Source organism: Sorangium sp. So ce1335 (assembly GCF_051521615.1).
GTDB lineage: Bacteria > Myxococcota_A > Polyangia > Polyangiales > Polyangiaceae > Sorangium.
Window position 1 is genome coordinate 8,882,608 of the sequence record NZ_CP150363.1, and the last position, 15,975, is coordinate 8,898,582.

The following is a 15,975-nucleotide window of genomic DNA, read 5'->3' on the forward strand; positions in this document are numbered from 1 at the left end:
GAGGTGCCGCTTCAGTCGGGGAACTCGATGTGGTCCCTGCCTCCGGCGCCAACCTGGACGCACTCTCCCCAGCTCGCCGCCACATACGTCCTCCCGTCGCATGCCACGACGCCATGGCCGGGATACAGCCGATTGACGCAGAAATCTCCGTCACGCGCGAAGTGCCGGCAGACGTCCGCGCCGAGCTGATCGGTGCAGTCGGGATCGAACCCGTCACTGGCGCCGTCCCGATCGTTGTCGACGCCGTCCTTGCAGTTCGACTCCGGGAACGTGACCTTGAACAGCCGGTCGTCCCAGGGGTCCGTGTGTACCCAGAGCACGTCATTGCCGCTGGCCGAGATATCATGGATCTTTCCACGAATGTCATCGGGCACCGGGAGCTCCGTGAAGCTGCCGAACCGGGTGTCTGCGCTATGGAAGATCCTGCCGTTCTCGGTGAGCACCCAGTACCGAGAGCTCGTCACGCTGATCTCCGTGGCGCCCGTGAAGGCGCCGATGCGTGACCAGGAACGCCCGGCGTCGTTCCATCTCCAGACCGAGTCGTCGACGTTGACGGCGAGAAGCGATGTACCGCCACCGATGTACGCGGCGTCCGTGGGCGTGTCGACGTGAGTCCAGCAGCCAGCGCCCCCGCCGCATGAGTTCTTGAGGAGCTGCTGCTCAAACCTGAGCACATACACGCTGCCGCTGCCATACGGGCCGGTCGCGGCGATGTCGCGCGCATACTTGGGATCGCTCAAGTAGTCCCAGAGCCAGTTCGCGCCACCGGATCGATTGAGCCAGACCTCGTGATCCCATTTCAGGGCGTAGAGCTCTCCGGTGGTCGTCGCCGTCATTGTGTACACGTTCCCGGGGTCGGCGACCAGGGTCCAGACCGGGGTAGTACCCGTGAGCGCGAGCTCGGCGGTCCCGATCTCTTCCTCCCCGCCTTCCCCCTCCGCGCCGAGCGCTCCGTCGACGTCTTCGCTCTCCGACGCGGCACAGCCGTTCAAGCCGGCTGCCAGCAAGGACAAGAGCATCGAGCATGCAACGATGGGCTTCCTCATCATGATGGCTTTCCTCCGCTCGAGCAGCATGGCAGCGCTCGAGCTCTCCAAGTCCCCTGGGGCGAGATCTGGACATCAGCGTCCGCCCGCTCCGAGGCGTCGTGGTTCATCGCCTTCGAACCACCCCTGCCCACGCACTCAGCAACGAACGCGCCACGCGATCACCCGTCGCACAGGCGCCGAGCGCCGCTGCGCTGAAACATCGCCAATCCAGCCAGAAAAGCGCCTCCGGCGCGCGGGAGCGGACGGCAGCCGGCCAGCACGCCGGGCGGGCGCATGAGGCACACCGCGTTGGCACCGTGCCATGGCACGGCGCCTCGTCGCACCGGCGCCGCGACACGGCACCTCGATCGCCCGGCCGACAGCTCGCACCACTCGCCCCGCCGTGGCGCGCTCGCTGTCCTGCTCTGGTAGGATCAGCGCAACCCCATGAAGCTCTTCGACACCCTCGCCGCCACGGGACACGAGCAGGTGCTGTTCTGCGCGGACGAGGCCGCGGGCTACCGCGGGATCATCGCCATCCACAGCACCGCGCTGGGCCCGGCGCTCGGCGGGACGCGGCTCCTCGGGTACGCGAGCGACGAGGACGCGCTCGTGGACGCGCTGCGCCTGTCGCGAGGGATGACGTACAAGAACGCGCTCGCCGGGATGGACGTCGGCGGCGGCAAGGCGGTCATCCTCCGCAGCGGCGCGGGGCCGCTCGACCGGGAGCGGCTCTTCCGCGCGCACGGGCGCTTCATCGAGCGCCTCGGCGGCAGGTTCATCACCGGCGAGGACGTGGGCACCACCCCCGCCGACATGGAGCTCATCCGGCGCGAGACGCGCCACGTCAAGGGCCTCGCCGGCGAGGGGGGCGACCCGTCGCCGTGGACCGCGCGGGGCGTGCTCCGCGCGATCCAGGCCGCGGCCCGCCACCGCTGGGGCAGCGACGACCTCGCGGGCCGCACCGTCGCGATCCAGGGGTGCGGCAGCGTCGGCGGCCGGCTCGCCGCGGAGCTCCACCGGCTCGGCGCGAGGCTCATCGTCGCAGACGTCGATCCGGAGCGCGCGCGCCACGTCGCGGCCGAGCTCGGGGCCTCCGTCGCGCCGCCGGACACGATCGCCTCGGCGGAGGCCGACATCTTCGCCCCGTGCGCGCTCGGCGGCGTCCTCGACGACCGCACGGTCGAGGCGCTCCGCGCGGAGATCGTCGCCGGCGCCGCCAACAACCAGCTCCTCGAGCCGCGCCACGGCGACGCGCTCGCGGCGCGCGGCGTCCTCTACGTGCCCGACGTCGTCGCCAACGCGGGCGGCGTGCTGAGCGGCGGCGCGGATCTGTTCGGCTGGTCCCGCGCGGAGGTCGAGCGGCGCGTCCACGCCATCCACGACACGGTCCTGCGGGTCCTCGAGATGGCGAAGGCCGACGGCACGCCGCCGCACGTCGCCGCCGAGCGGCTCGCCGAGCAGCGCCTTCGCGAGCGCGCCGCCGCGGGGTGACGACGCCCGGCGCGCTCGGCGTGCTCAGCGCGCCGGCCCGGCCGCCGGCTCCGCGGCCGGGCCGCTCCGCATCGCCTTCACCGCCTCGACCATCAGCGACACCGCGAGCCCGATCAGCGCGAGCCCCACGAGGCCGTTCAGCGTCGTCGCGTTCAGCGAGAGCCCCTCGGCGCTCACGGCGGCGAACGCGCCCCGCACCTGGAGGACGAGGGCCCACACCGTGATCGCCATGACGAACACCATCGGGACGGCCGTGTACCAGATGCGCCGCTTCTCGCGGTGCAGCCAGACCGTGACCGCGAGCAGCGTCAGCGCCGCGAGCAGCTGGTTGCTCGTGCCGAACAGCGTCCAGAAATCGAGGTACGCGGGCCGCACGCCGGGCGCGGGCGGGCGCGCCGTCATGATGAACAGCGTCGGCGGCGCCAGCGAGAGCGCGGTCGCCGCGGCGGACGCCACCTTCCCCCTCCAGTGGAACAGCTCCTCGAGGATGTAGCGGCTGAGGCGCGTCGAGACGTCCAGCGTGTCGAACACGAAGGTGGAGAACGCCATCGCGCCGAACGTCGCGGCGAAGATGAAGTGCTCCTTGCCGATGATCACGGTGAGGAACCTGCCGATCCCGTCGCCGTAGATCTTGCCCGGGCCGGGCAGCTTCGTCCCCTGCGCCACGATGACCAGCGTCGCGAGCGCGATCAGCGCGACGAACGCCTCGGCCAGCATCGCGCCGTAGCCCACCGCGTGGGTGTGCGACTCCTTCGAGATCTGCTTCGACGTCGTCCCCGAGCAGACGAGGCCGTGGAAGCCGGAGCAGGCGCCGCAGGCGATGGTGACGAACAGGAACGGGAAGAGCATGCCGGTCGCGCCGCCGGCGTCCCACGTGGTGAACGCGGGCTGCCGCAGCTCGAACTCCCCCGGGTACCGGAGGTTGCCGAAGAAGATCCCGATCACGCCGACGGCGAGCGCGATGTAGAGGACGAACCCGCCCAGGTAGCCGCGCGGCTGGAGGAGCAGCCAGACCGGCAGGAGCGAGGCCACGAAGCAGTAGACGAGGATGATGAGGCCGAACGCGCGCTGCGGGTTGTCGACGGGCAGCACGAACGCGGTCGAGATCTGCGTGCCCATCCAGACGACGAAGAGCGTCGCGGGGACGAAGATCACGGTGGTGAGCCAGAGCGGCGGCTTGAGGAACCGATCGACGACGCCCATGACGAGGGAGAGGCCGAGGTAGGCGGCGCTCGCCGCCGCGACGGCGCCGCCGGGGTTGAACTGGAACGTGCCGCCCTCGAACTCCTCGGTCTTGCCGACGAAGGTGCTCGCCGTGATGTCCGTGAAGGCGACGATCACGTAGGAGAGCGCGAGCCAGATGAAGACCATCATCGACAGCCAGGCGCGCCGGCCGATGTGCCGCTTCGCGATCTCGGCGACGCTCTCGGCCCCGTGGCGGACGCTCGCGATGAGCGCGGAGAAGTCGTGCACCGCGCCGATGAACACGACGCCGATTGCGATCCAGAGGATGCAGGGGAGCCACCCGAACGCCTGGCCGGCGAGGATCGGCCCGGCGATGGGCCCCGCGGCGGCGATGGCGCTGAAGTGCTGCCCGAAGAGGTAGAACGGCTTCGTCGGCACGTAGTCATCGCCGTCGTTCACCTTGACCGCGGGCGTCACCGCGCTGTCGTCGAGCGCGTAGTTGCGCGCGACGAGGCGGCCATAGAAGCGGTAGCCAAGGCACAGCACGACGACGACGGAGAGGGCGAGCAGCGGCAGCACGCGGCGGAGTATAAGACCAACCGCGCGCGCCTGTGATCCTGCAAACGTACGACGACGAGCGGCGTCGTCTCGCGGCACATGGGCTCTCCAGCCCGCCGCACGGGCGCGGGCGCCCGGCCGGCCGCCGACGGCCCGCTCCGCTGGGCTATGCTGCCCTCATGGTTGAAGCCGCGAGGGATCTGCCGAAGACGTGGGAGGATCTCGACGCCGTGCCCGAGGGCTACACCGGCGAGATCGTCGGCGGTGAGCTCGTTGTGCGCCCGCGGCCGAACAACCCTCTCTCCGCCGCGCAGTCGAACCTGACCAGCCTGCTCGGGGGGCCCTTCCGGTTCGGGAAAGATGGCGGTCCCGGGGGCTGGGTCTTCCGGGTCGAGCCGCGCATCGATTTCAGCGGCGACATCCGCGTGCCCGATCTCGCGGGATGGCGCCGCCCGCGCTTCGCGGCGCCCAGGAAGGGCCCGCTCACGCCATTCACGACCAGGTGTTCGGGAAACAGCGCGCACTCGGCGTGCGTGAGCTTCTCTGGGTAATACGCCCAGCGGCGCTCCCCCGTGCGCGCGGCGCGGGCGACGACCGCGTGGTCGTCACGACCTTCACACGATGTCGCGGCGGCGTCAGCCGCCTGGCAGAGGCGGCGAATTCGCTCGAGAGTCCCGGGCGCCGTGCTCGGCCGCCCTGCCGCTCAGGAGGGCAGCATCAGGGGCGCGCGCACCTTCGCCGCGACCTCCTCGCCGCGGAGCCGCGCGACGAGCGCGAGCGCGAACGGCAGCGCGGTGCCGGGCCCCTGGCTAGTCACGAGCTGCCCGTCCTCGACGACGGGGCTCGCGACGAGCTCGCCGTGCGCCGACACGACGTCGTTCACGGACGGGTGGCACGCCATCCGCTTGCCCTTGAAGAGCCCGTGCGCCGCCAGCGCGATCGGCGCCGCGCAGATCGCCGCGACGGCGCGGCCCGCCTGCGCCTGCGCGCGGAGGCGCTCCCCGACGGCCGGCGACGCGGCCAGCCGGTCGGCGCCGCCCTTGCCGCCCGGGAGGACGACGACGTCGAAGTCGCCCGCCGCCGCCGAGAGCTCCGCGTCCGGCACGAGGCGCACGCCGCGGCTGCAGCGCACCGGCGCTGGGCCGTCGAGCCCGGCGAGGACGACCTCGACCTCGGCGCGCCGGAGGACATCGACGAGGATCGTCGTCTCCATCTCCTCAGCTCCCTCGGCAAGGATCACGAGCGCTCGCGGTGTCTTCATGCCCGCCGGCATGGCGCCGCGGGCCGCCGGATGCAAGCAGGCGTGAACGAACGCCACAGGCCGACGCAAGCGGACGGAGGCCGACGGAAGCCGACGCAAGCGGACGGAGGCCGACGCAAGCGGACGGAGGCCGACGCAAGCGACGCGAGCCGACGCCCGCCGCGCGGAAGCCCCTTTGCCTGCGAACGGCGACGCGCTAGGAGGCGGGGCATGGTGGAGCCGTCCGACGACCCGTTCGGCCTCGCGGGCCAGACCATCGAGGGGAAGTACCGCGTCGCCGCCGTCGTCGGCGACGGCGGCTTCGGCGTGGTGTACCGCGGGATTCACGAGGGCTTCGGCGAGCTCATCGCCATCAAGTGCCTCAAGCTGCCGACCTCGCTCGACGCCGCACAGCGCGACGCGCTGCTCGAGACGCTGCGCGGCGAGGGGCGGATCCTGCACCGGCTCTCGCGGGCCACGTCGGGCATCGTCCAGGCGCTCGACGTTGGGGCGTTCACCACCCAGGCCGGCGTGTGGGTGCCCTACCTCGTGCTCGAGTGGCTGGAGGGCGAGACGCTCGGCCAGTACCTCCGCGATCGGCGCGAGCGCGGCCAGGCCGGCATGTCGATCCCCGACGCGCTCCAGCTCCTCGAGCCGGCCGCGCGCGCGCTCGCCGTCGCGCACGCGCACAAGGTGGCGCACCGGGACGTGAAGCCCGCCAACCTGTTCCTCTCCGTCGTCGGCGGGGCGCGGACGCTCAAGGTGCTCGACTTCGGCATCGCGAAGGTGCTCGCCGATCACCCCACCTTCACCGAGGCGCTCGCGGCGACCCGCCAGGGGCCTAGCGCGTTCACGCCGCGCTACGGGGCGCCGGAGCAGTTCAACAAGGCCCGCGGCGCGACCGGCCCCTGGACCGACGTGTTCGCGCTCGCGCTCATCTTCGTCGAGCTCGTGAGCGGCCAGCGCGCGCTCGAGGGGGACGACCCGACGCAGCTCTACATCGCCTCGGCCGATCCGGCGGTGCGCCCGACGCTGCGGGCGCGCGGGCTCCCGGACGCGCCGGAGGCGATCGAGCGCGTGCTCGACAGGGCGCTCTCGATCGAGCCCAAGCACCGGTTCACGAGCGCTGGCGAGTTCTGGGACGCGCTGACGGCCGCGGCCCGCGGCGAGCGCGCCGGGTCGGGCGCGGGCTACGGCGCGGGGTACGCCGCCCCCGGCGCGGAGCACGCGAGGGGGCCGTCCTCGGCGGAGCACGCGACGGCGCGCGGCCTCGGCGGGGCTGCCGGAGACGCCGGCACGCCGGTCGGGCCGACGATGCTCGTCGACTCGCTCGCGCCCGCGCCGGCGCGGCCTGCCATCGTCAAGGTGAGCCACGGCGGCCCGCCTTCGGCCGGCGCCGCGGGGGCCACCGGCGGTTCCGCGAGCGCGGCCGGCGCGCTCGCCACGGGCGGCTCCCGGACCGCGCAGGTCGACGACTCCATGATCGAGACGGTCGCGCCCGCCGGCTACCCCGCGGCCCGCCCGCCGCCCACGCCGTCCGATGCCGGCCAGCCCCACGGGGCCGCCCCGCCCCCCGCGCCGCCTGCGGCCGTCCCGCCGCACGCCGCCCCGCCCCCGGCGGCCGGCCCGCCGCACGCCGCCCCGCCCCAGCGCGGCCGCAGCCCCGCGCGCGCGGCGCTGCCCTGGCTCTTCGCGGCGCTCCTGCTCGGCGGCGCCGGCGCCGCGGCGTACTTCCTGACGCAGCCGCCCGCAAAGAAGCCGGCGCGCGCGCCCGCCGCGCGCTCCTCGGCGCCGGCAGCGCCGACCGCCCGCGCCGCGCCGGGCGCCGCCGCGGCGACGGCGGTCGCCACCGCCGCCCCCGCCGAGAGCGCCTCGGCCGCTGTGTCGGCCGCCGCGCCCGCGGCGCTCCCGGCGCCGCCGGCCGACATGGTCTACATCGCGCCGCTCACGACGACGATCGGCGCCGCGGGCGAGGCGCGCCAGGTGACGCTCACCCGCGGTTTCTACATCGATCGCAACGAGGTCACCGTCCGCGCTTACCGCGCCTGCATGCAGCAGCGCATGTGCTCGACGGCGGATCACGTCTCGCTGACCCCCGAGCTCCAGCCCGGCGCGAAGGCGCCGGCGCCGTCCGAGGACCAGCGGGAGGCCGAGATATGGTCGCGGCGCTGCAACGAGCCGCGCAACCTGACCGGCCACCCGATGAACTGCGTCGACTACTCCCAGGCCGAGAGCTACTGCCGCTTCCGGGGCCGCCGGCTGCCCACGGAGGCGGAGTGGGAGGTCGCGGCGCGCGGCGCGGCGGGGCGGGCCTACGTCTGGGGCGACGACGCGCCGACGTGCGAGCGCGCCTGTTACGACCGCAACGAGGGCTGCCTCGCGCGCGGCACCGAGGTCGCGACCTGCGCGTCCGGCGCGCACCCGAGCGATCGCACGCCCGAGGGCATCTACGACCTCGCGGGCAACGTGTCCGAGTGGGTCTCGGACGGCCTCGTCTTCCCGCCGCCCGGCGGCGAGGACCCGCAGGGTGACCCGTCGTTCCCGCTCAAGGTGGTCCGGGGCGGCAGCTTCCTCGACGGCCCCGAGAAGCTCTCCGCCACGTACCGCACCGCCGCGGCGCCCGTGACGGCGCACGCCTGGATCGGCTTCCGCTGCGCGATGGATGTGCCGGCGCCGGAGGGCGCGCCCGCGCCGGAGGGCGCGCCCGCGCCCGACGCCCCGCCGGCTCAGGACGGCGCGCCCACCCCCTGATCGCCGCGCGCGGGCGCCTGCTCCTCCGCCCGCCCGCCCGCCGAGCCCGCGAGCAGCGCGATGGCGAGCGCCCCGACAACGATGAGCGACAGCGCGATCGGCAGGCTCGTCGCCGCGGCGATGTGGCCGACGACGGGCGGGCCGCCGAGGAACGCCAGGTAGCCGAACGTCGCGACGGCCGCGATCGACGCGCCGGTGGGGCCGGTGCGCGCGGCCGCGCTGAACACGGTCGGGATGACGCACGACAGCCCGAGCCCCACGCACGCGAACCCGATCAGGCCGGCCACCGGGTGGCCGATCACGAGCGCCGCGGCGAGCCCCACGGTCACGAGGGCGCCTCCGCCCCGCACCACCGCGACAGGGCCCAGCCGGCTGCTCACCCCGTCGCCGAGGAAGCGGCCCGCCGCCATCGCCACCGAGAACGCCGCGAACCCCGTCGCCGCGAAGGCCGCCGTCGTGCCGAGCGTCTCGCGCAGGTACACGGCGCTCCAGTCGGCCATCGCGCCCTCGCCGAACATGCACAGGAAGGCGATCGCGCAGAGCGGCCACATCGCGCGCGGCGGCAGCGCGAACGGGTTCTTCGGGAGATCCCGCGCCGGCACGCCGGGCCGCACCCAGCCCGAGAGCAGCGCGACGAGGACGAGCGCCGCCACGGCCGCGAGCGACAGGTGCGCGGCCGGCGTCACCCCCGCGTGCGCGAGCCCCCCGCCGGCCGCCGCGCCGGCGAGGCCCCCGACGCTGTAGAGGGCGTGGAACGACGACATGATCGGCCGCCCCCACGCCTGCTCCACCTCGGCCGCGTTGGCGTTCATCGACACGTCCATCACCCCGTTCGACACCCCGAAGAACGTCAGCGCGAGGAACAGCTCGAGCGGAGACCGCGAGAACGCCAGCCCGAACAGGCTCACCGCGAACGCCGCGCCCGCCGACACCGCCACGATCCGGCTCCCCAGGCGCGCGACGAGCCACCCGGCCGCCGGCATCCCCAGGAACGCGCCGAGCGCCGGCGCGAGCAGCACGTTGCCGAGCGTCGCCTCGCTCAGCGCGAGCGCCCGCTTGAAGTCGGGGATGCGCGTCACCCACGTGCCCATGCAGAAGCCGTTGGCGAGGAAGATCAGGAGCCCCGCGATGCGCTGCGCGCGGAGCCGCGCCGCTGACGTCCGATCCCCTGTGTCCATGAAGGTCTCCACGCACGCTCCCTTGTCACGAGATCGCGGGGCCGCGCGAGGCGCTCGCCGGCGCCCATCGCTCCGCCGACTCCCCGCGCCCATCGCTCCGCCGACGCCCCGCGCCTGTCGCTCCGCCGACGCCCGGCGCGCCCCGCTCCTGCCGCTCCAACGACGCCCCGCGCCTACGGCTCCGCCGGCGCCCCGTCCCGTATCCCGAGCGTCTCCTCGCGCGCCGACAGGCACGCCTCGCTCCCGACGACGAACGCGCGGCAGTTGTCCGGCCGCAGCTCGTAGATCGCGCAGCGCATGTCCTCGCAGAGGTGCTGGCAGCGCCCGGTCGCCGCGAAGCGCAGCGTGATCTTCCCGTCCCGCGCCCGCCGCACGTACGCGCGCCCCGCGAGATCGCCCCGCCCCGCCTCCCGCCAGCGCGACAGGTCGTCGCCGTCGAGCACCACGTTCGCGTCGTGGCAGCAGGCGCCGCACTCGAGGCAGTCGAGCGCCACCTCGCGCAGCGCCCCCGGGTGCACGCTGTCGCGCTCGCACCAGTCGAGCACCGAGCCCTCGTACTGCCGCTTCACCCGCGCCGTCGCGAGCCCCAGCGCCGGCCCCTCGCTCACGCGGCGGAAGCGCTGCTGCTCGATCGACAGGAGCGACCACAGCCCGAGCTCCGTGAGCTTGCCCTGCGCGTCGACGGAGAGGAGGAGATCGACCCGGTCGTCCGGCAGGACGATGGCCGCGTGGCCGCCCGCCCTGACGTGCGCCGCGGCGCGGGCCAGGAAACGCGGGCGAAACCGGCGCCATACCGGGCGCGACACGACATAGGCAGACATGCCGGAGCATCTTCGCGCCCCCGCCCCGCGCTGCCAAGTCCCGCCCTGGCCGGGCGGGCCGCTCTGCTATGTTGAAAGGGTGGAGCAGGACAAGAAGATCGTCATCGTGAAGACCGGCGAGCCCGTCCCTCCGGTCCTCGAGCGGCGCGGCCACTTCGCGGACCTGATCGAGCGGACGATCGGGGCCGCCTGGCGCGGCGGCTACGCCACCTTCGACGCCCGCACGGACGACTTCCCCGCGCCCGAGGGCCCCGGCATCGCCGCGTTCGTCATCACCGGCTCGTCCGCCAACGTCCCCCACCGCGAGGGCTGGATGCTCCGCGCCGAGGCGTGGCTGCGCGACGTCGTGCGCGCCGGCACCCCGACGTTCGGCATCTGCTTCGGCCACCAGATCCTCGCGCAGGCGCTCGGCGGCGAGGTCATCCGCAACCCGCGCGGCCGCGAGATCGGCCGCATCCGCGTCCAGCGCCGCGCCGACGACCCGCTCTTCGACGGGCTCCCGTCGAGCTTCGAGACGCACGCGACCCACATCGACACGGTCGGCACGCTGCCCGAGGGCGCCCGGAGCCTCGCGTTCAACGAGCTCGACGACCACCAGGTGATCCGCTTCTCGAACACCTGCTACGGCGTGCAGTTCCACCCCGAGATGGACCACGACGTCATCGCCGGCTACATCGCCTGGCGGCGCGAGATCCTCGAGGCCGAGGGCCTCGACGTCCCGGCCCTGCTCGCCCGCCTCGCCCCGGACCAGCTCGGCACCCGGACCCTCCTCAACTTCATCGAGCACATCGTCGAGCGCCGCGCCCGCCGTACGCCGTCGGCCTGACCGCCCTCGTCACCCACCTGACTGACGCGCCGGTCAGTCCGCCTTCGCCTTCGCCTTCGCCTTCGCCCGGGCGCCGCGTCCGCGCGCCGGCCTCGGCCGCTCCGGCGCCTCGGCCGCGGCGTCCTCGGGCGCGGCCGCGCGGCCGGCCCGAGCCCCCCGCGCGTCCCGCTCGCCTCGTCCCCCCTCGTCACCAGCTTCGACGCCTTCACCGCCTGATTCCCCGCCCTGCGCCGCGCGCCCGGCGTCCATCCGGAGGTAGCCGCGCTGCAGGAGGTCGTAGAGCGCCGTGACGATCCGCTCGCGCGGGCGGGCCTGCTCCTCGAGGGCGTTCTCGAACAGCACCTCCTTCAGCGCGCCGATCGTGAACGTCGCGTAGAGCTCGGTGTCCCCGGGCTCGATGATGCCGAGCCGCTGCCCTTCCGCGAGGCTCTGCTGGAGGAGCAGCTTCACCTCCTGGCGGAACGCGCGCAGCTCCTTGACGAACGCGGGATCGAGCCCGGCGGCGTGCGACAGGAGGATGCTCGTCAGCGCCGGATCGTCGAGCAGCACGGCCACGATCGCGCGGATGTTGTGCTTGACCTGCGCCTCCACGTCCGCCGACGGATCCACGCGGAGGATCGCGCCGCCGAGGCGCGAGAAGAGCCCGCTCACGAGCTCGCCGAACACCGAGCGCTTGTCGGGGAAGTACAGGTAGAACGTCCCCTTTGCGACCTTGGCGAGCGCGACGATGTCATCGACCTTCGCCTCGTGATAGCCCTTCTCGGAGAACACGGTGCGCGCCGCGCGCAGGAGCGCTTGGCGGCGCTCGGACTTGTTCATGGGCCGGTCGCTTTACCATCACCGGCCCGTCACCTGGAATCGAACGGTGATCGAACGGTGCTCGAACGGTGCTCGAACGACGATCGAACGACAATCGAACGACGATCGAGCGGGGATCCAGCAGCGACCGGCGCGCTGACCAGCGCGTCAGCCGGCAGCGCGCCGCGAAACACCGGAAAAATCGCGGCGTGCCGCACGAGGTGCGGCCGCAGACCCGACGGCGAAACCTTGCGCCCCGGACAAAGATTCCCGGGAAAATCGCCCCGTATGCGGGCTCGACGACGACGTAGACCCACCGAATCATTTGATTTTCCAGGCCTCCCGTTGTAGCCATCACGACTGACCAGCCAGTCAGTCGGACCGCTGGTGGCCGGCGACGGCGGTGGGAGGAGCCCCGATGGGAAGGCAGATCCAGGATCCGGTCGTGGTCGGCATCGACGTCGGATCGACGACGGTGAAGGCGGTCGTGCTCGATCCGCAGACGCTCGAGATTCTCTGGAGCGACTACCAGCGGCACCAGACGAAGCAGCCGGAGAAGGTGCTGGAGCTCCTCGAGACCATCGAGGCGGCGTTCCCCGCGTCCCCCCGGGAGAGCTGGCGGGTGTTCATGACGGGCTCCGGCGCGGCGCCCCTCTGCCCGGGCCTCGGCGCCAAGTTCGTCCAGGAGGTCAACGCGGTCACGCTCGCCGTCGAGAACCTCCACCCCGACGTGGGCAGCGTCATCGAGCTCGGCGGGCAGGACGCGAAGATCATCATCTTCCAGAAGGACGAGAAGTCGGGCGACAAGACGGCCGCCCCGTCGATGAACGACAAGTGCGCCTCCGGCACGGGCGCTACCATCGACAAGTGCATGATCAAGGTGGGCCTCCCGTCGACCGAGGTGGTGAAGATCCACTTCGACGACTCGAAGCTCCACCACGTCGCCGCGAAGTGTGGAGTCTTCGCCGAGACGGACATCGTGAACCTCGTGAAGAGCGGTATCCCCTCGACGGAGATCCTCTGCTCCCTCGCCGACGCGATCGTCCTCCAGAACCTGTCGGTGCTCACGCGCGGCTCGACGCTGAAGCACAAGGTCATCCTGCTCGGCGGCCCCAACACCTACCTCCCCTTCCTCCAGGAGTGCTGGCGCAAGCGCATCCCCGAGACGTGGGACGAGCGCGGCTACGCCTGGCCGAGGGAGCGCCCGATCGAGGAGACGATCTTCGTCCCCGAGAACTCGCAGTATTACGCGGCGTTCGGCGCGTGCGTGTACGGGCTCAAGGAGGCCCCGGAGGTCGGCCGCTACGCCGGCAAGGCGGGGCTCGTCGAGTACATGACGAACGGCCGCAAGGCGCGGCTCGGCGAGAGCGCGGGCCCGCCGCTCGTGAAGACCCGCGACGAGGTCGAGGATTTCCGCAAGCTCTACAGCATCCCGAAGTTCACGCCGATGAAGCTCTCGCCCGGCCAGGTGGTCCGCGGGGTCATCGGCCTCGACGGCGGCTCCACCTCGTCGAAGGCCGTCCTGATCGACGAGGAAGGCAACATCGTCTGCAAGGCCTACCAGCTCTCGAAGGGCAACCCGATCCAGGACGCGAAGGAGCTGCTCGCCCAGCTCCGGCAGTACGTGATCGACCAGGGCGCGACGCTCGAGGTGCTCGGCTTCGGCGGCACCGGCTACGCCGCCGACGTGCTCCAGGAGTGCATGCGGGCCGACGTCAACATCGTCGAGACCGTCGCGCACATGATGAGCGCGGTGAAGTTCTTCGGCGACGTCGACGTCATCTGCGACATCGGCGGACAGGACATCAAGGTCCTGTTCATGAAGAACGGCGACATCGCGAACTTCCGCCTCTCCAACTCGTGCTCTGCGGGCAACGGCATGCTGCTCCAGGCGATGGCCGACCAGTTCGGCCTGAAGGTGACGGAGTACGCCGACACCGCGTTCGGCGCCGAGCTCGCGCCGAAGTTCAGCTACGGCTGCGCCGTCTTCCTCGACACCGACCGGGTGAACTTCCAGAAGGAGGGCTTCTCGAAGGAGGAGCTGCTCGCCGGCCTTGCCCAGGTGCTGCCGAAGAACGTGTGGCAGTACGTCGTGCAGATCCCGCGCCTCGCGGCGCTCGGCACGCGCTACGTGCTCCAGGGCGGCACGCAGTACAACCTCGCCGCGGTCAAGGCGCAGGTCGATTACATCAAGGAGCGCGTCCCCGGCGCCGAGGTCTTCGTCCACCCGCACACGGGCGAGGCCGGCGCGCTCGGCGCCGCGTTCGAGACGCTCCGGGTCGTGAAGCGAAGGGGCCAGTCGACCTTCATCGGGATCGACGCGGCGATCGCCCTCGAGTACACGACGAAGAACGACGAGGAGACCGTCTGCCACTTCTGCCCGAACGAGTGCAAGCGCACGTTCATCGACGCGAAGCGGCCCGACGGGACGACGAGCCGCTACATCTCGGGCTTCTCGTGCGAGAAGGGCACCGTCGAGAGCGAGCAGGCGATGCTCGCGCTCGTCGCCGAGCGCAAGAAGATCGCGAAGCAGTTCCCGAACCTCGTCGACTACGAGTCGAAGCTCGCCTTCCGGCACTTCTACGACACGGCGCCGCTGCCCGAGGACGGCGCGCCGATGAAGGACACGGTCCTCAAGAAGGGCTTCCTCGGCATCCGCCGGGTGGAGACGACGCGCCCGTTCCGGCGCAGCGGCCCCGAGGTGCGCGAGCGCCTGCGCCGCGTGCGCATCGGCATCCCGCGCGTGCTCAACATCTACTCGACGGGCCCCTATTACCGGGCCTACTTCGAGGCGCTCGGCGTCCCCAAGCAGAACGTCGTCTTCAGCGACGCGACGAGCGAGGAGATGTGGGTCGAGGGCGGCAAATACGGCTCCATCGACCCGTGCTTCCCCTCGAAGGTGGCGCAGGCCCACATCCACAACCTCCTGTTCCACCACCACGCGGAGGAGAAGAAGCTCAATTACATCTTCTTCCCCATCCTCACCCACGTGCCGAGCTTCGGCGAGGGGGTGATGGACAAGACGAGCTGCCCGATCGTCGCGGGCGTGCCGGACGTCATGAAGGCCGCGTTCACGAAGGAGATCGACTTCTTCAAGACGCGCGGCATCGAGTACCTCGATCCGCCGCTCACGTTCTCCGAGATGACGCTGACGGCGCGCCGGATGTTCGAGACGTGGGGCCCGCGGCTCGGCATCACCGAGGACGAGAGCGACCACGCGCACCGCGAGGGGATGCGGGCGCTGTCGCAGTTCGAGCGCGATCTCCAGGACAAGGGGCGGGCGATCCTCGAGACGGTCGAGGCCGAGAACCGGGTCGCCATCCTGATGGTCGGGCGGCCGTACCACTCCGACCCTGGGCTCAACCACGGCATCCCCGAGGAGTTCCAGGTGCTCGGCTACCCGATCCTCTCGGTGCGGTCGATCCCGCGCGACATGGAGTACCTCGCGCGGTACTTCAAGGAGGAGATCGCGAACGGCCAGCACCCGCTCGACATCAACGACGTCTGGCCGGAGAACTACTCGGCGAACAGCGCGCAGAAGGTCTGGGCGGTCAAGTTCGCCGCCCGCCACCCGAACGTCGTGCTGCTCGACCTCTCGAGCTTCAAGTGCGGCCACGACGCGCCGACGTACGGCATCATCGACAGCATCGTGAGCGCGAGCGCCACGCCGTACGCGGCGCTGCACGACATCGACGCGAACAAGCCGGGCGGCTCGATCAAGATCCGCGTGAAGACGTACGCGCACAGCCTCAAGCTGCACGAGGAGGCGCTCGAGGACGCGGCGAAGAAGAAGGCCGAGCTCGCGCACCGCATCGACGGCAAGCGCCTCGAGCTGCTCCGGCTCAAGCAGGAGCAGCAGGCGGCGCGCAAGATCACGGATCCCGCGCTCGAGCGGGAGATCGCCGCGCTCGCCGAGCGGGTGCGGAGCTACGTCGCGCCCGCGTCGCCGCCCGAGGCGCCGAAGACGGGGCTCGTGCAGCTCAAGAAGAAGCAGTCCGACGGGACCGTCGTCCCCCTGGAAGCGTGAAAGAAAGCCGAGTTCGAGGGGGGGACGGCGCGTCCGCCCTTCCCCGCATCCAAGCGAAGGGAAGCCACG

General features: G+C 72.1%; 11 protein-coding genes. 5 read left to right on the top strand and 6 right to left on the bottom strand.

Going from position 1 to position 15,975, the window contains the following annotated elements:
• Positions 1 to 11 precede the first annotated feature (11 nt).
• The gene (locus WMF24_RS32850; RefSeq protein WP_437731379.1) at positions 12 to 1,076 is read right to left on the bottom strand and encodes a hypothetical protein; all 1,065 of its coding nucleotides are present in this window, start codon (positions 1,074 to 1,076) and stop codon (positions 12 to 14) included.
• Positions 1,077 to 1,475: 399 nt separating this feature from the next.
• Here WMF24_RS32850 and WMF24_RS32855 point away from each other — a divergent pair, with 399 nt between their 5' ends.
• Entirely contained in the window at positions 1,476 to 2,522 is a 1,047-nt protein-coding gene (locus tag WMF24_RS32855; RefSeq protein WP_437731380.1) for a Glu/Leu/Phe/Val dehydrogenase dimerization domain-containing protein, read from the top strand.
• 24 nt (positions 2,523 to 2,546) lie between these two features.
• Here WMF24_RS32855 and WMF24_RS32860 read toward each other — a convergent pair whose 3' ends face one another.
• Positions 2,547 to 4,286 carry a carbon starvation CstA family protein gene (locus WMF24_RS32860; RefSeq protein ID WP_437731381.1) on the bottom strand — a complete coding sequence of 580 codons (1,740 nt, stop codon included), beginning with the start codon at positions 4,284 to 4,286 and terminating at the stop codon, positions 2,547 to 2,549.
• A gap of 158 nt (positions 4,287 to 4,444) precedes the next feature.
• Here WMF24_RS32860 and WMF24_RS32865 point away from each other — a divergent pair, with 158 nt between their 5' ends.
• On the top strand, positions 4,445 to 4,816 hold the full coding sequence (locus WMF24_RS32865; RefSeq protein WP_437731382.1) for a Uma2 family endonuclease: 372 nt from the start codon (positions 4,445 to 4,447) through the stop codon (positions 4,814 to 4,816).
• Positions 4,817 to 4,968: 152 nt separating this feature from the next.
• On the opposite strand, the gene WMF24_RS32870 is transcribed toward WMF24_RS32865, so the two are convergent.
• Positions 4,969 to 5,526: a DJ-1 family glyoxalase III gene (locus WMF24_RS32870; RefSeq protein ID WP_437731383.1), complete on the bottom strand. Its 558-nt coding sequence runs from the start codon at positions 5,524 to 5,526 to the stop codon at positions 4,969 to 4,971.
• A gap of 210 nt (positions 5,527 to 5,736) precedes the next feature.
• On the opposite strand from WMF24_RS32870, the gene WMF24_RS32875 reads away from it, so the two are divergent.
• Positions 5,737 to 8,256 (top strand): SUMF1/EgtB/PvdO family nonheme iron enzyme, encoded by a 2,520-nt coding sequence (locus WMF24_RS32875; protein ID WP_437731384.1) that lies wholly within the window; start codon positions 5,737 to 5,739, stop codon positions 8,254 to 8,256.
• On the opposite strand, the gene WMF24_RS32880 is transcribed toward WMF24_RS32875, so the two are convergent.
• A complete protein-coding gene (locus WMF24_RS32880) occupies positions 8,232 to 9,434 on the bottom strand; it encodes an MFS transporter (protein WP_437731385.1) in 1,203 nt (400 codons plus the stop codon). The genes WMF24_RS32875 and WMF24_RS32880 overlap by 25 nt on opposite strands.
• Positions 9,435 to 9,607: 173 nt before the next feature.
• Positions 9,608 to 10,255, bottom strand: a complete 648-nt coding sequence (locus WMF24_RS32885) for a YkgJ family cysteine cluster protein (RefSeq protein ID WP_437731386.1) — start codon at positions 10,253 to 10,255, stop codon at positions 9,608 to 9,610.
• Here WMF24_RS32885 and WMF24_RS32890 point away from each other — a divergent pair.
• Positions 10,254 to 11,081: a glutamine amidotransferase gene (locus WMF24_RS32890; RefSeq protein WP_437731387.1), complete on the top strand. Its 828-nt coding sequence runs from the start codon at positions 10,254 to 10,256 to the stop codon at positions 11,079 to 11,081. The two genes, WMF24_RS32885 and WMF24_RS32890, sit on opposite strands and share 2 nt — an antisense overlap.
• 33 nt (positions 11,082 to 11,114) lie before the next feature.
• Here the strand turns inward: WMF24_RS32890 and WMF24_RS32895 are convergent, their stop codons facing one another.
• A complete protein-coding gene (locus WMF24_RS32895) occupies positions 11,115 to 11,900 on the bottom strand; it encodes a TetR/AcrR family transcriptional regulator (RefSeq protein ID WP_437731388.1) in 786 nt (261 codons plus the stop codon).
• A gap of 397 nt (positions 11,901 to 12,297) precedes the next feature.
• On the opposite strand from WMF24_RS32895, the gene WMF24_RS32900 reads away from it, so the two are divergent.
• Positions 12,298 to 15,906: a BadF/BadG/BcrA/BcrD ATPase family protein gene (locus WMF24_RS32900; protein ID WP_437731389.1), complete on the top strand. Its 3,609-nt coding sequence runs from the start codon at positions 12,298 to 12,300 to the stop codon at positions 15,904 to 15,906.
• Positions 15,907 to 15,975: the final 69 nt, after the last annotated feature.

Coding starts and splice junctions, on each gene's coding strand:
- WMF24_RS32850 (WP_437731379.1), bottom strand. CDS start 1,076: ATGCTGCTCGAGCGGAGGAAAGCCATCATGATGAGGAAGCCCATCGTT.
- WMF24_RS32855 (WP_437731380.1), top strand. CDS start 1,476: ATGAAGCTCTTCGACACCCTCGCCGCCACGGGACACGAGCAGGTGCTG.
- WMF24_RS32865 (WP_437731382.1), top strand. CDS start 4,445: ATGGTTGAAGCCGCGAGGGATCTGCCGAAGACGTGGGAGGATCTCGAC.
- WMF24_RS32870 (WP_437731383.1), bottom strand. CDS start 5,526: ATGAAGACACCGCGAGCGCTCGTGATCCTTGCCGAGGGAGCTGAGGAG.
- WMF24_RS32875 (WP_437731384.1), top strand. CDS start 5,737: ATGGTGGAGCCGTCCGACGACCCGTTCGGCCTCGCGGGCCAGACCATC.
- WMF24_RS32880 (WP_437731385.1), bottom strand. CDS start 9,434: ATGGACACAGGGGATCGGACGTCAGCGGCGCGGCTCCGCGCGCAGCGC.
- WMF24_RS32890 (WP_437731387.1), top strand. CDS start 10,254: ATGCCGGAGCATCTTCGCGCCCCCGCCCCGCGCTGCCAAGTCCCGCCC.
- WMF24_RS32885 (WP_437731386.1), bottom strand. CDS start 10,255: ATGTCTGCCTATGTCGTGTCGCGCCCGGTATGGCGCCGGTTTCGCCCG.
- WMF24_RS32895 (WP_437731388.1), bottom strand. CDS start 11,900: ATGAACAAGTCCGAGCGCCGCCAAGCGCTCCTGCGCGCGGCGCGCACC.
- WMF24_RS32900 (WP_437731389.1), top strand. CDS start 12,298: ATGGGAAGGCAGATCCAGGATCCGGTCGTGGTCGGCATCGACGTCGGA.